The 18,771-nt window shown below is 52.8% G+C and carries 17 protein-coding genes; 5 read left to right on the top strand and 12 right to left on the bottom strand.

The features are described 5' to 3' along the window. Positions 1–13: 13 nt before the first annotated feature. The 11 genes from QT230_RS20000 to QT230_RS19950 form a co-directional block, all read right to left on the bottom strand. Entirely contained in the window at positions 14–922 is a 909-nt protein-coding gene (locus tag QT230_RS20000; RefSeq protein ID WP_308323918.1) for a glycosyltransferase family A protein, read from the bottom strand. 46 nt (positions 923–968) lie between these two features. Continuing rightward, entirely contained in the window at positions 969–1,922 is a 954-nt protein-coding gene (locus tag QT230_RS19995; RefSeq protein ID WP_308323917.1) for a DUF6492 family protein, read from the bottom strand. Continuing rightward, entirely contained in the window at positions 1,915–2,820 is a 906-nt protein-coding gene (locus tag QT230_RS19990) for a hypothetical protein (RefSeq protein WP_308323916.1), read from the bottom strand. The genes QT230_RS19995 and QT230_RS19990 overlap by 8 nt, the downstream gene beginning before the upstream one ends. A gap of 179 nt (positions 2,821–2,999) precedes the next feature. Beyond that, a complete protein-coding gene (locus QT230_RS19985) occupies positions 3,000–3,917 on the bottom strand; it encodes a glycosyltransferase family 2 protein (RefSeq protein WP_308323915.1) in 918 nt (305 codons plus the stop codon). Next, positions 3,914–4,756, bottom strand: coding sequence for a glycosyltransferase family 2 protein (locus QT230_RS19980; protein WP_308323914.1), 843 nt, complete (start codon positions 4,754–4,756; stop codon positions 3,914–3,916). Before QT230_RS19980 ends, QT230_RS19985 begins: the two co-directional genes overlap by 4 nt. A gap of 40 nt (positions 4,757–4,796) precedes the next feature. Then, on the bottom strand, positions 4,797–5,804 hold the full coding sequence (locus tag QT230_RS19975; RefSeq protein WP_308323913.1) for an NAD-dependent epimerase: 1,008 nt from the start codon (positions 5,802–5,804) through the stop codon (positions 4,797–4,799). A 580-nt stretch (positions 5,805–6,384) separates the two neighbouring features. Then, complete coding sequence (gene ybiO / locus QT230_RS19970; protein ID WP_308323912.1) at positions 6,385–8,796, bottom strand: mechanosensitive channel protein; 2,412 nt, start codon at positions 8,794–8,796, stop codon at positions 6,385–6,387. A gap of 170 nt (positions 8,797–8,966) precedes the next feature. Then, a complete protein-coding gene (locus QT230_RS19965) occupies positions 8,967–9,398 on the bottom strand; it encodes a YqaA family protein (RefSeq protein WP_308323911.1) in 432 nt (143 codons plus the stop codon). A 17-nt stretch (positions 9,399–9,415) separates the two neighbouring features. Next, positions 9,416–10,237 (bottom strand): IclR family transcriptional regulator C-terminal domain-containing protein, encoded by an 822-nt coding sequence (locus QT230_RS19960; protein WP_308323910.1) that lies wholly within the window; start codon positions 10,235–10,237, stop codon positions 9,416–9,418. A 180-nt stretch (positions 10,238–10,417) separates the two neighbouring features. Then, positions 10,418–11,239, bottom strand: a complete 822-nt coding sequence (locus tag QT230_RS19955) for an enoyl-CoA hydratase (protein WP_308323909.1) — start codon at positions 11,237–11,239, stop codon at positions 10,418–10,420. Between the two features lie 86 nt (positions 11,240–11,325). After that, positions 11,326–12,288: a rhodanese-related sulfurtransferase gene (locus tag QT230_RS19950; protein ID WP_308323908.1), complete on the bottom strand. Its 963-nt coding sequence runs from the start codon at positions 12,286–12,288 to the stop codon at positions 11,326–11,328. A gap of 185 nt (positions 12,289–12,473) precedes the next feature. On the opposite strand from QT230_RS19950, the gene QT230_RS19945 reads away from it, so the two are divergent. Further along, complete coding sequence (locus QT230_RS19945) at positions 12,474–13,163, top strand: pirin family protein (RefSeq protein ID WP_308323907.1); 690 nt, start codon at positions 12,474–12,476, stop codon at positions 13,161–13,163. A 92-nt stretch (positions 13,164–13,255) separates the two neighbouring features. On the opposite strand, the gene serA is transcribed toward QT230_RS19945, so the two are convergent. Beyond that, entirely contained in the window at positions 13,256–14,491 is a 1,236-nt protein-coding gene (serA, locus tag QT230_RS19940; protein ID WP_308323906.1) for a phosphoglycerate dehydrogenase, read from the bottom strand. A gap of 249 nt (positions 14,492–14,740) precedes the next feature. On the opposite strand from serA, the gene QT230_RS19935 reads away from it, so the two are divergent. From QT230_RS19935 to djlA, 4 genes are read left to right on the top strand one after another with little or no spacing between them, the layout of a single operon-like run. Beyond that, complete coding sequence (locus tag QT230_RS19935; protein WP_308323905.1) at positions 14,741–15,031, top strand: exodeoxyribonuclease VII small subunit; 291 nt, start codon at positions 14,741–14,743, stop codon at positions 15,029–15,031. Further along, complete coding sequence (ispA, locus tag QT230_RS19930) at positions 15,025–15,918, top strand: (2E,6E)-farnesyl diphosphate synthase (protein ID WP_308323904.1); 894 nt, start codon at positions 15,025–15,027, stop codon at positions 15,916–15,918. Before QT230_RS19935 ends, ispA begins: the two co-directional genes overlap by 7 nt. A gap of 2 nt (positions 15,919–15,920) precedes the next feature. Beyond that, the gene (gene dxs / locus QT230_RS19925; RefSeq protein ID WP_308323903.1) at positions 15,921–17,846 is read left to right on the top strand and encodes a 1-deoxy-D-xylulose-5-phosphate synthase; all 1,926 of its coding nucleotides are present in this window, start codon (positions 15,921–15,923) and stop codon (positions 17,844–17,846) included. Between the two features lie 58 nt (positions 17,847–17,904). Next, a complete protein-coding gene (gene djlA, locus QT230_RS19920; protein ID WP_308323902.1) occupies positions 17,905–18,669 on the top strand; it encodes a co-chaperone DjlA in 765 nt (254 codons plus the stop codon). Positions 18,670–18,771: the final 102 nt, after the last annotated feature.

Genomic DNA, 18,771 nt, shown 5'->3' with positions numbered 1-18,771 from the left:
AAGAAAAAATAGCTCACCGGCGGAACCAACGTCGGCTTGCAACCTCAAAATCATTAAGGTGTTTTAGAAAATTTAAACCTGTTAAAGGGTTATAAGTCCAGGGAGCTGCGGGAGAAAAAGGAGAACATTCGAGAAAATCTTCTGCTACAGGTAACCGAGTTGGCGCCTTCTTTTTATTTAAGACTAGTTCATCCAATGTGATTATTTTAAAAGGATAGAAACCCACCTTTTTTTTTCGCTCAGCCAAGCGCAAACCAAGTGTTTTCTTTTTGCCACGATAGGCTGGAACTTCCGGCAACCACATCGCAAACGGCAGCCACATATAAGCCATCATATCAAACATTAGCTTCGCTTGTTTGTCGTTCTCTGGCTCGGATTGCTGAAAACTCCACCCCGTTTCGACGAGCCGACCTGGTTTAAACACGACTAGATCTGAATAGTGGATACCTGCACTTTGCCCAGAATCCTTGCGATAAAAGAAGTCAGGTGTTGGACCCATTAGCGGTATCACTGGACGCTTCTTCAGATCGATGCCCCTGATAAAACAAGGATGCACAAAGCCAAGAGTTGGGTTATGGTCAAACAGCGATTCCATTTCATCAAGTTCGGTCGTAGAAACAAGCCGTACGACTTGAGTGTCATCCTGAAGAAAGCACATTAACGGTCTTTCCTTAAAACCTTCAAGTGCGGCGTTCATATTGTGGTAAAGGCCACCATGTTTGATGGAACCAACTTTACCTGGAGTTACAACTTGGCAAGAGCTTTCTACTATCCGAAGATATTCTAAAGTTTCAGGATCATCACTATGGTCATCAAAAATAACAATGTTGGCATTCGGAATACAGCGCTGGATAGATTCCACACAATTACGCAGATATCTTCCGCGATTAAAAGAAAAGACACATACTGTCAAATTAGCCATATCCATCTCTTTTTCATTAACTTAAAATTAATAATTTAATTACGATTCAATGATCACGAGAAAAAATAGACAGAATGGGTTCCAAATACTCGTTAGGGTTTTGGTATTCGCGACCGTTCGCCTGAGAATGAATGGTCACATAATGAATCTGCGGATCATGCATCATATCAGACACGGTGTTAACTACGGATTTTACGTCTTTGGTATCATAAAGATAACGACAAAATGAAGGTTCGCGCCAATCGATGTTCACTAGCGGCTCTTTCTTTATCAAAAATGCTTTATAAAAACCAAACTCAGACCACCTGCGCGGCGGACGATTTAGAAAAACGTCCCACCAATCTTTACCGGTTCTTTTTTCGAGTAATGAGAGAGCTTCACAAAGTAACAGTCGATTGAAAACAAAAGGAGTATCAAAGTAAACATTAACATAGTCAGAATCAGGCTTTACATTAACCAAGCACTCAGATTCATCTATCCAGTTTTTGACTTTCCCTTTTATTTCAGTTCTATTTAGCCAATTAGCAAAGCATACAGTGCCAGAAGCACTTAAAAAATCTTCAATGGCTGCAGTTTTTGTAATAATCACATCCGAATCAATAATAACAGCAGTATCGCACACCAGCTCACTCGCAAGCTTTAATTTGCATATCTGCTGAGTGTGCCAGCCAGTATAAGACGGCCAGATAGGCCAGGAAAAAATTCGCTTGAGACTCCCACAAACCCGGGTGGAATGTCGTCCTAAGCGCTTAGCCAACTTTCGTGCACGTTTCCTGCGACAATCAATAAATTCAGGTAACACGTCTTTTGTAGAAAGCAGGATCAGTCCGTTACGATCACGAAATTCCTCAAATAACGCAAGATCTTCATCTTGTACAACAACGTAGTGATCAAATTGGGCGAACAACGATTGCTCAAAGGATGATCTCATTACTCGAAAGTGATCAAGATCACCCGCCCAAGTTGGCGTAATAAATACAATTCGATGTCCCTCACTCATTAGGCGTTTCTCCCTGACGCCAATCTCGCCATCGAGACTGCCAAACTCGTATCCAAGTCCGGAAATTACTTTGAGTGTCACTACCGTTATAACGTCCTTTAACAATATGTCGTATCCGATAAACTCCCGGTACCGCGATGGGTACACCTTGGCTGCGCAATAGCCAGCGAAATGCACGATCTTCATGGCATTTGGCGAATTTTTGGACGGGCTGCTGATATAAAGTGATACTTCGGCAATAGCCAATAGCTCGACATACATCGCCATGAGAAATTTGTAGCGGCCCCGTGGCCTTAGTGATCTTCCGGGTAGTAAAGGAGGAAACATCAATATCCAACACTCGAGGCCCATTATTTACCGCACAAAGCATAGAATTATCTTCCGATAGTAGACCCGTCGTGCGTTCTTCAGCCGGGAACAACAAAACATCGCATCGACCTTGTAAGCATTCTGCTAAGCTATCCAAACAACTTTCCCGAAACATGAGATCACAATCAGTAAACCATACCCAATCGGCTTTTGTGGCAAGCGCTGCACGATTACGACCAATACTACGACGAAACAGCTCCTGCTTTAGCATTGGCTGCCAGTTCCAGGTGACTCCAGGAATCTCTTGCTTTTCAAAGAATTCTAATAATTCAACCGTTTTCGTGTCCTCTGGACTGTAAAAAATAGTCATGGTGACATCGAGTAATTTGGGCGGGAAGAGCACTAAAGAACTTAATTGGTAAACTAGGAAGTGAGAGTAGTTCCAGCAGTGACTGACCACTTCAAGGGTGAGATGCCCCGTTTTAGCAGCCCGATCACGCTCCGGCGGTAGCTTTGACTCGAACCATTGAGGGGGTACCTTGCCCCCGGCTGCGAATCGGAAAAAAGCGAGTTGTAGTGTATTCCACATTTTTAAAATCCTAAGCAACTTAGTTTTACATTCCTATTGATAGAAAGTGCTTTAGGCTAAGCTAGCAATAGTCCCGGAGCCTAACATGGTGTATCGTTGAATATTTCCCCTAAAAAGCTAAAGGCGTAGATAAATTGATCAAGCGGCTACTGGATCAAACGTCGGTTTTAAGCGTTCAATTAGGCGTTTTTTGCTCTACTCAAGCTCCTCATAAAACTTTCAAGCTTGGCGAGCTTGCGTAGCAATCGATAGCGTCTGAGTGGGTCGTAAATCCATGGCTTTTTTAAACCTTCGACAGCAACTGTAAGGTAGTCTTCAGCAATTGGAGCATGCTCTGTTGAGTGTTTTCTAAGTTCCTCTGTTGTCTCACTATCCATAATATTAAAAGGATAAAAGCCAGCTTGATTGATGATCTCTGCCAACTTAAAGGTAATGTTCTTTTTTTTGTTTCGATAGGCTGGTGGGTTGGGTAGCCACATGACAAATGGTGCAGGTAGATAACCCATTTCGAGGAAGCTGGCCTTCGCCTGCTGCTCGTTTTCAAATTCACCCGATAAAAATTTCCAGTTTCCTTTACGTAGACGATCACTCCGGGTTATCGAAATATCGGAGTAGTAAACGCCGGCAACTTGCTTACGGCTGCGGTGTTCACACACGTAAACCCCTCGCTCCGGGCGAAAAACAAAGCGGTCGAGCGTACGCTGCCGGGTAATTTTTTTCTGAAACACCGGCGCAAGAAATCCGCTACTTGGAAACGTTTCAAAGTAATCTTCCATGAACCGAATATCCTGCTCATCAATCTTACGAACCATTTGCGTATCGTCCTGAAGAAAGCCGATAAGGCAGTCTTCTTCGACGGATTCAATGGCTCTCTGCATATTGGTGTAAAGCGCTCCATGCTGATTACTTGATCCCTTATCATCACGCCGCCTGACCTCATGTCGAATCTCGATTTCATCAAGTATTTGCTGAGTTTCAGGGTCATCGCTGGCATCATCAAAAACAGTAATGCGATGGCTGGGCGCACAGATTTCGATAGACTCAATGCAGTTTTTAAGATGGGGTCCACGATTGTAAGAAAATACGAAGAAAATCAATGTATTACTCCTTCTCCGTTCGACTGCTGGTGTTGTTCAATGCCAAATGCTGTACGAATCGTGCCCTCTTTATCAATGTTGATGCGATGTCGCTTATTGGACGCGATGATATCGGTATCCACATACCCCCGGGCATGATCCAAGTGAATAACAATGGCGTTGTAGCGTACGTGCTTCGGCTTTATGCCCAAATTTACTAACCTAACGCCAAATTCTCTATCCTCACCGCCGTAAGCCAGGGTTTCATCAAAACCGTTAACGCTGAGAACATCTTTTTTCCAGGCAGAGCCGTTTGAGCCTTTGAAACGGCAGCGGGTCGGTGTGAGTGTATTAAATAGCTTTGCTTGTCTAGAAGTGGCTGTCAGCTTGCTGTTTTTATAGGAAAACGACAAGCCATGAGCTTTTAGCCATTTCAGATCGAAACATCGCTCAGAGAGCACATCCTCCTTAGTGATAGCTTCACTGGTAACCATTGGCAATTTATGGTAACCGCCCGACAGGTAATAGCCGGGTAAGGCTTCTGTTGCATGTACATTGAGAAAATCCTGGCGTGGGATGCAGTCGCCATCGCTAAAAACTAAATACTCTGAGGTAGACTCAATAATGGCCTTATTCAGGATTCGACATTTTTGAAATCCGTTATCTTCCTGCCAAACATGTTTGATCGTAAGCCCTGCTTCTTCTCGCATTCGATCAATAAGATAGCGCGTTTCACTGGTAGAGCCATCATCGGCAATAATCAACTCAAAATTGTTGTAGGATTGCACGCTGTAGCCCCAAAGCACTTTTTCCAGCCATTCTGGAGAATTATAGGTACTGAGAATGACGGAAAGTTTCATCGCTATTCACCCTGTTTTTTAAAAACCATTACTTATAAAATTATACTTTGTAAAAATCCCGATACCAGCGTACAAAAGCAGTGACACCTTCCTCTATGCAGGTAGCAGGCTGATAGCCAAAATGATCGATAAGATCCCCTACATCTGCATAAGTATCGGGTACATCGCCCGGTTGAATAGGTAATAGCTCTTTGTGAGCAGTAATGCCCAAAGTACTTTCCAGAGCAGCTATGTAATCCATCAACACAACAGGCTGATGATTACCGATATTGTAAAGGCGCCAGGGGGCACGGCTGGTAGCTGGGTCAGGTGATTGTCCCGACCAATGCAAGTTGGCTTGCGCAGGTTTTCCCAGCACCCGAATAATACCTTCAACTATGTCATCGATATAAGTGAAGTCACGCCGATGTTGGCCATAGTGATATACGGGAATCGTTTCGCCTGCCAGAATGGCTTGGGTAAACTTGAAAAGTGCCATGTCTGGACGCCCCCAAGGGCCATAGACAGTAAAAAAACGCAGGCCAGTGGTGGGTATGCCGTACAGATGACTATACGTGTGAGCCATTGATTCATTGGCTTTTTTAGTCGCTGCGTAAAGGCTTATAGGGTGGTCAGCGTTGTGATGAGTCGAGAAGGGCATAGTTTCGTTAGCGCCATAAACACTGGAGCTGCTGGCGTAAACTAGGTGTTCAATCTCTTGCTGACGGCATCCTTCGAGCACATTAGCAAATCCAACTAAATTGCTGTCGATATAGGCAGCGGGATTTTCCAGCGAATAGCGCACGCCAACTTGTGCTGCTAAGTGAATAACACGTCTGAATACGTAACGTTTGAATATGTTAGCCATTTCCGCCCGATCAGCGATATCGACGCGTAAATGACGATAATTAGGGTGGGCAATTAAACGTAACACGCGTGCTTCTTTCAGAGAGGGGTTGTAATAGACATTATGATTATCCACTCCGATCACATGCTCGCCGCTGTCAAGCAGGCGTTTGGCAACGGCGGCACCGATAAAACCAGCCGTACCAGTAACTAGTATAGACAATTAGCCTCTCCATCAGTTTAAAAGTCGAGCGCCTACCCAACCACTGAATTACTACCACCACTTAAACTTACGTCTTACACCGCTTCCACTTAATAACATGCTGGATAATCTAAAAGAGCTTTCAAAACTTCTACGTTACATTGATGCATATCAACGATGGGCAGTCGAAAAAGAAAGCATGCTGCTCTTTTCGATGCGTATAAGATACCAAGTAGAACATGAACGCTAGATGAACAATGTAGTGATTAAGTGACCACGTAGGGTGGCCAGATGATATTCATGAAGTACAATTGAGTTGATGGTGCTTTGAACACTGCTCGACGTCGGTAGCACCGGGGCAAACCACCTGATCTTCCAGTAAAACGCACAACATTATTCAGCGCATTTTTGCGCGTCACCTTTCAGGCTTGCGCCCAGTAGACTCTTACCCTCATGGGAGAGATCTATGCCGTTGGCTGGCACTTCCCCTAGCCTAGCTAAGCGTACAGAGAACTCATCTCCAGCAAATACCCTCTGGGATGCACCAACGCAGCGGGGCCGCCCGAAGGCGGCCCCGCTAACACGTTAAGATGACGATAGATTAGTTTTCATCAACGTCATCATGGTCGGGCTTTTCGTGTTCGACTGTTTCAGAGGTGGTCCGACTACGTCGTGGATCAAACCGATCGTCCGATATAATATCACCTGCTTTGGGCTGGCCTGCCGGGCTACCATCAATAGTAAAGGCTTGCTGCATAACCCGTAAGTTCGCAGGCGGCGCAGAGCCCGTCTTATCTTGCCCAAAGTAAAGCGTTGTATGCGGGAAAGGTATCTCAATGCCCGCCTCATCAAAGCGTAGCTTAACCAAGCGGTTGTAAGCACGACCAACAGCCCATTGGTCACCCGGCGTGGTTTTGATCACCACACGGATGTTCACGGAGCTATCTGCCAAGGCGACCACACCAGCCACGGTTAGGTCAGCTAGCAGCTTATAACCGTGCTCTTCACTGGCTTTAAGATCTTCAAAGGCCTGCTGGAGCTGCGCAATGGCATCGTCAATGCTTTCACGATAAGCAATACCGTATTCGCCCACATGGTTACCAAACTCGCGCATGTAGTTAGATACGGTATCCACGCTTGAGAACGGTATTAAGTGGTAAGTGCCCGCAAGATCACGGATACCAACAGAACGAATACTTAACCGTTCGGCGGTTCCTGTTATGCCACCTACGGTCACCACGTCGCCGGTGTTCATGGCATTCTCTACCTGGATAAACACCCCGGTGATAACGTCTTGCACCAGCTTCTGCGCACCAAAACCAATCGCCAGACCCAGCACACCAGCACCGGCAATCAGCGGGCCAATATTGATGCCAATTTCCGACAGCACGATCATGCCGGTAATTGTCACCATGGCGATCGCCAGCGCATTGCGGAACAGGCTGAGCAGCGTTTTGGCCCTTGCAGTAGGTTCACCATGGCCGGTTTCCGGATTGAGCTTGTGCTCAATCAAGCTTGCCAAGCCCAACCAAACGGTTAACGCCACGATCAAGATAATCGCCACACCCGTCAAGTTGCCGACCAATCTGGCACCCCGTTCAGAGGCATACCAAGCGGCTAAATCAAACGCGCCCCAGGCATTGAGCACCACCATGATCACCACAACCAAAATGATTGTGCGCAGCACACGCAGCGCATTGGGAACGTAGCTGTTCAAGCGCTTTTCAAGCAATGGTAGCTTACGCCGCAAGTCGTCTGACAGGGTGATACGGCGGCCAATGGTTTGAGTAAGAAAAGACGACACCAACAGCCCCACCACAATCGCGGCCAACGACTTCAGAGTGGCATACATCACAAACGGCAGCGCATCACCAGGGCGCGTGAGCGTCAGAACAAAAACGATCAAGAAATAGAGCAGCGCGAACAGATGCCAGGTACGAGCCAACAGCTGCATCGAGACGCGGCTGGCGGTTAAGGTTGTCTTTGCCGCTATCTCGTTCAGGTTATCGCGCAGGCGGGCGCGGTTTTTTAGCACCACGACCACTGCATAGATAAACGCCAACAGTATAATCAGCGTACCGACGGCTTGACCTAGCGAGGCCGCTACATAGAAGTTGACCAGCGGTACGACCACCATCAGGCCGTAACCCACCATACCGATCAAACGGGCTAACCAGCGGTTCCAATAGGAGGCTTCTTGGGCGGAGATAGGCAGTAGCCGCAACCCTTCGTAGCGCGAAGAGAACAGCATCCGCACAGCGGCTTTAATGAGTTCGATAATTAAAAAAGCGTTCAAGAATAGCGAGGCGCGAGTCGAAAGCTCACCGGTTTCGCCGACCGCGAAGGTGGCCAGTAAATTACCGCCCACATAAGCAAGGCCAACCAACAGTACGTCAATCACCGCCGCAATCGCCACGCAAACAATCAAACGCAATACCGGCGTTAAATTATTGCCGTTTAACGACCAGCCACTGATTTTGGTAAACAGCGGTTTCGCCAGCCGTCGGAAAATTATAAACATTGCAAAGGTCGCGACAATCACAATGCCTAGATTGATCGCCGCACTGGTGAACGCAGCCATATCAAAGACACTGTCTGCCTCTCCGCCCGCGAATAGCCCGCTCACAATGCTAACTACTTGCTCAAACTGCCCACCCACATCGCTAACCACGCGACTGGTAAGCTCCGCTAACTGGCGCGGCAGCGAGACATCCTCCGGCGCTAAATCGCTGCCCTGAGCGGCCGCTTCTGGCGAAAGTTCGCTGGCAACGCCTGCGGGCAGCGCTGAGGCTTGATTGCGCAACATCTCAATCAACTCTTGTCGCGACTGCTCATCTGCTAACAGGTTTGCCAATGCCTCATAAGACGTCGGTCCCGCTTCTGTGGCGGCTTCTGAACCGTCCGCGCCAGCCGATTCACTCGGCGTGCTCTGCGCCATTGCTGGCGAGGCTAACATGACAATCATTGCCAATAGCCAGACACTTAGCCAGGGTAACAAACGAAGTGGCTTCACACCTCAACCTCCTTTTTGGTGAGTGTTCTTTTTAATCTAACGACTGCCGAACGTTAAGCAAGTAAATGGTTTACAACCGGACACGCTGCGTGCAACCGACCTTGCCTACACTGACAATACAGCTTGTTAAAAAGTTGTACAGGGTAACATGACTTGATTAATAAGATGTTTCACTGGCACAGCGGCGCTAGCCAGTGGTGCGCCAGCAGTAAAACCACGCCGTAGCGGGTGCCCTTGGCGATGACTATCCACGCCAACGCTCGCCACCAGGGTAATCGAAACACGCCGGCCAACACGGTAAGAGGGTCACCAATAATCGGCGCCCAGGAGATCAGCAGGCTCAGCTCGCCAAAGCGGTGATACCACCCCTCAGCGCGGGCTAGGCTGCGTGGTGAGGCGGGAAACCAGCGGCGGCCTTGAAACTGGCGCGCATAGCGACCCAGCGCCACGTTAATCATGCTGCCTAGTGTATTGCCCAAGGTGGCAATCAGCCAAAGCGCTAGCGGCGGCTCGCCAACACACCACAGCCTCGCTAGCCACACTTCTGACCCACCAGGTAGCAGCGTGGCGCTGACCAAGGCAACAAAAAACAGGCTCAGCATCGCGTCAGTGGTGCCCTTTAGCGCGGGACTTGGCCACCCAGTTGCTGGGTGATTTCGTCAGCCGTTTGGCGCACCAGGGCCCCCAAGGTTAACAAGCGGGCTTCAGGAATACGTGCCATCGGGCCTGAGACGGAGATCGCCGCCAGCGGCGTGCTGTATTCGTCGAAAACGCAGGCAGCGACACAGTGGAGACCAATGGCGTGCTCTTCCCGGTCGCAGGCAAAACCCTGGCCACGAATCTGCGCCATTTCCTCTTGCAGGGTGTCAGGCTGATAGAGCGTATTCGTGGTCACCCGGACCAACTCGCGGCCTTCCAGCAGCTGGCTACGCTCATCAGCGGGCATCCACGCCAGCAGCGCCTTACCGACGCCAGAGGCATGCAACGGCGCTCGCGAGCCTAGCCGAGTGATCATACGCATCATCTGTGGAGATTCATATTGAGCCAGAAAAACCGCCGTGGCTCCATCGCGGATACTCAAGTTGGCCGTTTCGCCGGTTTCGGCGGTTAAGCGGCGCAGAAACGGCCGAGTAGTGGCGACCACATCGCGGGCTTCCAGAAAACTATTGCCGATGCGAAAAGTTTTAACATCGATTCGCCACAGGCCCTGTTCGTTCTCCTGGGTTACAAACCCCTGACTCTGCAGAGCTTGTAACAGCCGATGGGTGGTCGACGGTGCCAACTCGGCCATCTCTGCCACGTCTGACAGAGCTAGCCCAAGAGGGCTGGCCGCAAGATACTCTAGCAGCTTTAAACCGCGTACCAGCGACTGGCTATGCCCTCCGCTGGCTTTGGCGGTATTCGCCGGACGACCGACCGTCCTGCGCTTGACTTCACTCACCTAGCTTTCTCCTAAAAGACGCTCTCAAAAAGACGCTCTCAAAAGCTCTCCAGCCTACTCACTAAAAGCGCCGTTGCTGGAGGCGTCTTCTTTACAAACACAAAGGGCGTCAGGATAACGCGCTAGCTAGGCCGCTGTCGCGTTTGCGGAAACGAATTCCATTCATTCAATGACAACACCTCAGCGATGCCGCCACTGCGGTGGCCGCTTGGCCATAAACGCATCAATCCCTTCGCCCACATCCTCGGCCAGCATATTGCTAGCCATGGTTTCACCGGCAAAGGCGTAGGCTTCATCAAGTGGCATGGCGAGTTGGCGGGCAAACATGGCTTTCCCGGTGCGCACCGCCACCGCGCTTTTGGCGCAGATACTGGCGGTCAGCTCGTTAGTTGCTTCATCCAGCGCGTCATCTTCTGCCACGCGATTAATCAGCCCCCACTCGGCAGCCTGCTCAGCGCTGATAAACTCCCCGGTAAGCAGCATCTCCATGGCGCGCTTAGGCGCCACGTTGCGGGAGAGCGCTACCGCTGGGGTGGAGCAAAACAGCCCAACATTGATCCCGGAAACGGCAAAGCGGGCGCTACGCGCAGCGACGGCTAAGTCACAGCTCGCCACCAGCTGGCAGCCTGCGGCAGTGGCAATGCCCTGCACTTTGGCAACCACCGGTACTGGCAGGTGGACAATCGCCTGCATCACATCACTACAGCGGGTAAACAGCGTTTGGTAGTAGGCTTTATCGGGGTTGGCACGCATCTGCTTCAGATCATGCCCAGCGCAAAAGGCTTTACCTTCCGCCGCGAGGACGACACAGCGCACGCTGCTATCGTCAGCAATCTCGGTCAGGGCGTCATGAAGTGCTCCTAGCATGGCTTCCGAGAGCGCATTAAAGCGCTCTGGTGTGCTCATGGTCAGCGTGGTGACACCTTGATGGTCAAGGCGCTGCAGAATGGGAGCGGTTGAAGATGATCCTTCAGAAGAGGGCCTGTCAGAGGTGATGGGCATGGTGAACTCCTGGTTTTGAGTAACACTTTTGCCCATCAGTCTAGCCTACAAGGCTTGTGCACGATGCTTGCCTACGGTGCACTCGCTTATTTTTTCATTAGGCGGGTATCGCGGCCTAATGGGTGCGGCTCGCCACGCTGTTTGGCTAGATCAATTTGGCGCTGACGTTCGCGAGCGGCGGCGCGGGTCTTCTCCGGCAATGAATCGATGCAGTGTGGGCAGCTAATCCCCGGCTCATAGGCTGAGGACTGCATATCTTCTGTGGAGATGGGCATACGGCAGGCGTGGCACTGCTCGAACTCGCCTTTGCTCAAGTCGTGGCGCACGGTGACTCGGTTATCGAACACAAAGCACTCACCGCGCCATAGCGACTGCTCTTCGGGGACTTTTTCCAGATAGTTCAGCACGCCGCCTTTAAGATGGTAGACCTCTTCAAAGCCCTCTTTGAGCATAAAGCTGGAGGCTTTTTCACAGCGAATGCCGCCGGTGCAGAACATCGCGACCTTCTTGTGCTTTTCCGGGTCGTAGTGCTCGCGCACGTACTCGGGAAACTCGCGGAAAGTCGTCGTCTTAGGATCGATCGCCCGCTCGAAGCTACCAATGGCCACTTCGTAATCGTTGCGCGTATCGATCACCAGCACTTCCGGATCAGCGATGATGTCGTTCCAGTTTTCCGGCTCGACGTAGGTACCCACGGTGTCATTAGGATCGATATCGGGCACGCCGAGAGTGACGATCTCTTTTTTGAGCTTGACCTTGGTGCGATAGAACGGCGTCTCGTCGCAGTAAGACTCTTTATGGTCAATATCGGCTAAGCGTGGATCAGCAGTCAGCCAGGTAAGCAGCGCGTCAATACCCTCGCGGCTGCCCGCCACTGTGCCGTTGATACCCTCTTTGGCAAGCAGCAAGGTGCCTTTCACGCCGTTATCGAGCATGGTTTGGCGCAGCGGCTCACGCAGCACTTCAAAGTCGTTGAGGGTGACGAATTTATATAGCGCCGCGACCACAATGGGCGGCATTGAGGTAGACGTCGGGGTGGATACAGACATGCAAAGCTCCAGGTAGTCGCCCTCGCAAAGGGCGGACCGGGTTAAAAGACGCGCATATTTTAGCGCAATTTTCGCCGGGAAACGTCGATTTATTCGACACAACCGTACAGAAAGCTTCACCCCACAAAGCCGATGTGAGGCGTATATTGTCATTATTCAATCTCACGCAACTCGCGGAGCACAGCATGATTATTCGTCATTCTAACGAACGCGGTTACGCCGACCACGGCTGGTTACGCTCTTTCCATACCTTTTCATTCGCCAACTATATGGATCCCAAGCATATGGGATTCCGTGCCCTGCGCGTGATCAATGAAGATCGCGTGGCGGGCGGTCATGGCTTTGGCGCTCACCCTCACCGGAATATGGAAATTATCTCCTATGTACTGGAAGGCGAAATGGAGCACAAGGACAACATGGGCAACGGTGAAGTGATGCGCCCTGGCGACGTGCAGCGCATGTCAGCGGGAACCGGCGTGCTGCACAGCGAGTTCAACCACTCCAAACAGAACGAGCTGCACTTTTTGCAGATTTGGATTGAGCCCAAGCAGCTCGGCATTAAACCCAGCTACGAGCAGAAAGCCTTTCCTACCGCCGAGCGTCAGGGCCAGTGGCGGCTGGTGGCTTCTCAAGAGGGGCGCGATGGGTCGGTGAGTATTAATCAGGACGTTAACCTGTACTCGGGCTTGTTTAGCGTGGGCGAACAGGTAGCACCGCCGCCTTCGCGCTACACTTGGCTGCATGTGGTAAACGGCGAAATGGAGGTGAACGGTGAGACACTCAGCGCTGGCGACGCCGCGGCGTTTGAGCCGGAAGAGGCAATCAATCTGACGGGTAAAGAAGCAGGCGAAGTACTACTGTTTGATTTGGCCTGATTTTCAGCTAAAAAGCCTAGCCCAACGCAAAACGGCCCTAACAAGGGCCGTTTTGGTAAGAAAGTGCTATCTAATAAGTGCTACTAACTATTTTATGACGAGTAGAGCGCACGAATTTTCAGCGTGTGATCGACCTCTCGTAACGCTCCCAGCGCCTGCGGGCCGTAAGCCTTATCCACATCAATGACCACATAGCCGACTTTTTCATTGGTTTGCAGGTACTGACCGGAGATGTTGATGTCATTTTCAGACAACACACGGTTGATCTGTGACAGCACACCCGGCACGTTGTCGTGAATATGCAGCAAGCGATGCTTGTCCGGGTGGGCAGGCAGCGCCACTTCGGGGAAGTTGACCGACGTCACGGTGGTGCCGTTGTCAGAGTAAGTGATCAGTTTTTCCGACACTTCGATACCGATGTTCTCTTGAGCTTCCAGGGTCGAACCACCTACGTGCGGCGTCAAAATCACGTTTTCCAGGCCGCGAAGCGGGCTCTGGAACTCCTCGTTGTTGCCTTTCGGCTCAACCGGGAATACGTCGATAGCGGCGCCGTTAAGCTTGCCTGCTTTAATCGCTTCGGCCAGTGCATCAATTTCCACTACGCTGCCGCGCGCAGCGTTAATCAAGATGGCGCCTTGCTTCATGGCAGCAATCTCTTTGGCGCCGATCATCCAGCGGGTAGAGGCGAGATCGGGCACGTGGAGGCTGACCACATCGGCACGACTCAACAGCTCTTCAAGACTGCCCACCTGGCTTGCATTACCCATGCCCAGCTTGGCGATGACATCATAGTAAATAACGTTAAAGCCCAGCGATTCGGCCAGCACCGAAAGCTGCGCGCCGATACTGCCGTAACCCACGATACCGAGGGTTTTACCGCGCGCTTCGTGGGAGTTCTTGGCGGACTTCAACCAACCGCCCTGGTGGGCGCGGGCGTTTTTCTCGGGGATACCGCGCAGCAGCATAATCGCTTCTGCCAGCACCAGCTCGGCCACCGAACGGGTGTTGGAATATGGCGCGTTAAACACCGCGATGCCGCGGGTAAGCGCAGCGGTTAAATCGACCTGATTGGTGCCGATACAGAAACAGCCAACGCCGACCAGTTTCTCCGCCGCCTCGAACACGCGATCAGTCAACTGGGTGCGGGAACGGATACCGATGAAATGAACATCGCGGATCTTATCGATCAACGCGTCTTCATCAAGGGATGTAGGCAGATGCTCGATATTTTCATAACCGGCGTTGTGAAAATTGTCCACCGCACTTTGGTGGACGCCCTCGAGTAGCAGGATCTTGATCTTGCTCTTGTCCAGGGACGTTTTAGCCATGGCTGAATCAACCTCTATGGTCGGCGGCAAGCGCCGTGTATCGGTTCACAGGAGGCGCATATCGTAGCACAACCAGGCCCGGTCAGACCGGGTTAAGATGATGAAAAGTGTGCGTACTGACGATGAATGGATCGCAAGTCGCCACCATTAGCGTAGGCTGAAAGGCAGACGTCCCCCCCAAGCGTCGGTGTATACTGTGCGCTTATTTCAGCTTATTTTAAAAACATATCGGTTTGCAGGCACACCCCAATGAGCGACACGACACCACCCCCGCAGGATTTTGCCGCGACGGTTGAGCAACTCGAAACCATCGTTGAACGTCTTGAGTCAGGCGAGCTCTCATTGGAAGATGCGCTGACCGCGTTTGAACAGGGCGTGCGACTAACCCGCGCTGCCCAGCAGCGCCTGGATAGCGCCGAACTTAAGGTGCGTGCGCTCAGTGAAGACAGTGAAGGGCGCTTAAACGTAGCGCCCTTCGCTGGCCCCGACTCCCCCAAGGATGCGGCCGAGGATGAGAGCAAGGAGACACCCCCATGGTAGCCATGCAGCCTAGCCAGCTCGCCAACCTGCGCCAGACCAGCAATCGCCGCGTAGACGCCACGCTTGCGGCGTTGTTCGATAGCCGCCCGGCCATAGCCCCACGACTCGAGGCCGCCATGCGCCATGGCCTGCTGGCGGGAGGCAAACGCCTGCGCCCGCTGTTGGTATATATGGCAGGCCATGCGCTAGGCGCGCAAAATGAGGCGCTGGACGCTCCTGCCGCGGCCATCGAGTTAATCCACGCCTACTCGTTGATCCATGATGACCTGCCTGCCATGGATGACGACGACCTGCGCCGCGGGCAGCCCACGGTGCATAAAGCCTTTGATGAAGCGAGCGCGATTCTCGCTGGCGATGCCCTCCAGGCGCTGGCGTTTGAAGTGCTGGCCACTACCGCGCATCCACGCTTGAGTCACTTAGTACAAACGCTGGCCTCCGCCTCTGGCCGCGATGGCATGGTAGGGGGGCAGGCGCTGGATTTAGATGCCGTTGGTGGCCATCCGGATGTCGACGCCCTGGCCCACATGCACGCCCATAAAACCGGCGCCCTGATCGTCGCCGCCGTGCGCCTGGGTGGCCTGGTCGCGGTTGCCGACGATGATCCCCGCTTAAATGCGCTGACTCGCTACGCGCGCGCCATTGGTCTAGCCTTTCAGATTCATGACGACATTCTGGATGTGACTGGCGACACCGTTACCCTAGGCAAAACGTCAGGTGCCGATGCCGCACGAGCCAAGCCCACCTACCCCAGCCTGTTGGGGTTAGGGGGCGCTCAACGTAAAGCGCACAGCCTGATTGACGAGGCCATTGCCGCGCTCGCCCCATTGGGCGAACGTGCCGCACCGCTGGCCGACTTAGCCCACTATATGATCGAGCGCGACCACTAAACATGCCCATGAAGCTGTTCGACGAGATCCCCCGCGAGCGCCCAACGACGCCGCTGCTTGACTCTTTTGATCATCCCGCCGCCCTGCGGGCCATGAATGCCAAGCAACTCGACCAACTGGCCGATGAGCTGCGCGCCTACCTGCTCTATAGCGTGGGCGTTTCCGGTGGCCACTTTGGCGCGGGCCTTGGCGTGGTCGAGCTCTGCGTTGCCCTGCACCACACCTTTAACACCCCCCATGACCGTTTAGTCTGGGATGTTGGCCATCAAGCGTATCCGCATAAAATTCTTACCGGCCGCCGCGAGACGATTTTAAGTATTCGCCAGCACGGTGGCCTGGCGGCGTTTCCCCGCCGCGCCGAATCCGAGTACGACACCTTCGGTGTCGGCCACTCCAGCACCTCAATTTCAGCGGCGCTAGGGATGGCGCTGGCAGCCAAGGCACAGGGCGATAAGCGCCGCGTTTGTGCGATTATCGGCGACGGTGCGCTGACCGCAGGCATGGCCTTTGAAGCCCTGGCCCACACGGGCCACGTAGATGCCAACCTGCTGGTGATTCTCAACGACAACGAAATGTCGATTTCCGAGAACGTCGGCGGTATGGCGACCTACCTTGCCCGGGTGCTCTCCAGCAAGCCCTACCTGAAAATACGCGAAGAGGGCAAAAAAGTGCTTTCGCATTTGCCCGGCGCCCTGGAACTTGCCCGGCGCACCGAAGAGCATATGAAAGGTATGGTCAGCCCCGCCACGCTGTTTGAAGAGATGGGCTTTAACTACGTTGGCCCGATTGATGGCCACGATCTCGACGCGCTCACCGAGACGCTGGAGAACCTCCGCGATCTCGACGGCCCGCAGTTTCTGCATATCAAAACGGTGAAAGGCAAAGGCTTTCTGCCCGCCGAGGCGGATCAGATTGGCTACCACGCCATCACCAAGCTGGAAAAACCCGCAGCATTAGCCAACGCTACAACGGTCAAGAAACCGGTGGCTACCCCGCCACCCGCCAAGAAAAAGTACTGCAATGTGTTTGGCGACTGGCTGTGCGATATGGCGGCCACCGATCCGCGCCTAATGGGTATTACCCCCGCCATGCGTGAAGGCTCCGACCTGATTCGCTTCTCAAAAGAGTACCCACAGCGCTATTTTGATGTGGCAATCGCCGAGCAGCACGCGGTAACGCTGGCGGCGGGGATGGCCTGCGAAGGCATGAAGCCGGTGGTGGCGATTTACTCCACCTTTCTGCAGCGCGGCTACGACCAGCTTATTCATGACGTCGCCGTGCAGAACCTGGACGTCACCTTTGCCATTGATCGCGCGGGCTTGGTGGGTGAAGACGGGCCCACCCACCACGGCAGCATGGATCTCTCCTTTCTGCGTTGCGTGCCCGGCATGGTAATTCTGGCCCCGGCGGATGAGGCCGAGTGCCGCGCCATGCTCAGCGCCGCCTATCACCACCCTGGCCCTGCTGCTGTACGCTACCCCCGCGGCACCGGTCCAGGCATGGAGACACCCACGCATCTTGAGCCGTTAACCATTGGTAAAGCGGAAGTGTGCCGCCACGCCGCCAACGACGGCGTGCGTATCGCGCTGCTTGCCTTTGGCAGCCTCAACAGCGCCGCGGCGAAAGTCGCCGAAAAGTTGAACGCCACCCATATCAATATGCGCTCCATCAAACCGTTGGATCGTGATGCGGTGCTGCACGCCGCCGACGAGCACGAACTGTTGGTGACACTGGAGGAGAACGTCATTGCCGGCGGCGCAGGTAGCGCTGTCAATGAGCTGCTCCACGCCGAAGGGGTTCAGGTGGAAGTGCTCAACCTCGGTCTACCGGACGCCTTTATAGAGCACGGCACGCCTGCGCAGCTATTGGCCGATTGCCAATTGGATATCGAAGGCATCGAGCGCGCCATTCGTGCCCGGCTTCCATAAGCTAGCTCCATGAACTGCCTCCGTAAGCCATTACTTTTAAACTACTTTTGAGACCAATATGCTATTTCTAATTATTATTTTTGCCTTGATTGGGCTTGCATTCGGCGGCCCGGTGGGCCTGTTGATTGGCGGTGGCCTGGGCTGGTGGCTAGGCAAACGCCTTAGCCGCCGCCTGAATATCGCGCGGATGCGCATCCAGGAAGGCTTTCTGGAGTCGATCTTCTCGGTGATGGGCTGCCTGTGCCAAGCCGACGGCAAAGTCACCGACGGCGAGCTGGACATTGCCGAAAAACTGTTTGACCAGATGCACCTCCAGGGCGAACAGCGTGCCAAGGCGCGCGCCGCTTTCGAGCGTGGCCGCGCCGATGACTTTAATCTAGACGCCGAACTGGCCAACGTTAACCGTCTCACCCAGCGCCAACCGGTTCTGCGTCAGGTATTTATCCAGGTTCAGCTCTCGGCCATCGCGGCTGACGGCGTACTTCACCCCGCCGAGCACGAGATGATTCTGCGCGTTGCCCGCGGCGTAGGCTGCAGCGACGCTGAAGTTCAGCAGATCGAAGCGATGCTGCACGGCGCCGCCGCCAACTCCCAGGGCGCCAGCGAAGAGGCCCTTAAAGATGCTTACCGTGTGCTAGGGGTTTCTGAAGATGCCAGCGACAGCGAGATCAAAAAAGCCTACCGCCGCCTAATGAGCCAAAACCACCCAGACAAACTGGCTGGCAAAGGCCTGCCTGAAAGCATGCGCGAAGTCGCACAAGCGCGCACCAGCGAAATCGGCAATGCCTACGAGCGAATTCGTGAGGCGCGAGGTAGCGCTTGAAACGGCGCTTTGAGATAGCGCGCTTAGAGATAGTAGTGAATACAGGTAATCAACAGCGCTGCTAACACCCGCTAGATTGAAAAATCATTGCCTATTGTCAGG

The sequence above is a fragment of the Halomonas sp. SpR8 genome (assembly GCF_031010195.1).
Classification (GTDB): Bacteria; Pseudomonadota; Gammaproteobacteria; order Pseudomonadales; family Halomonadaceae; genus Vreelandella.
Note: the sequence above shows the minus strand (reverse complement) of the source record. Positions and strands in the feature narration are given on the sequence as shown.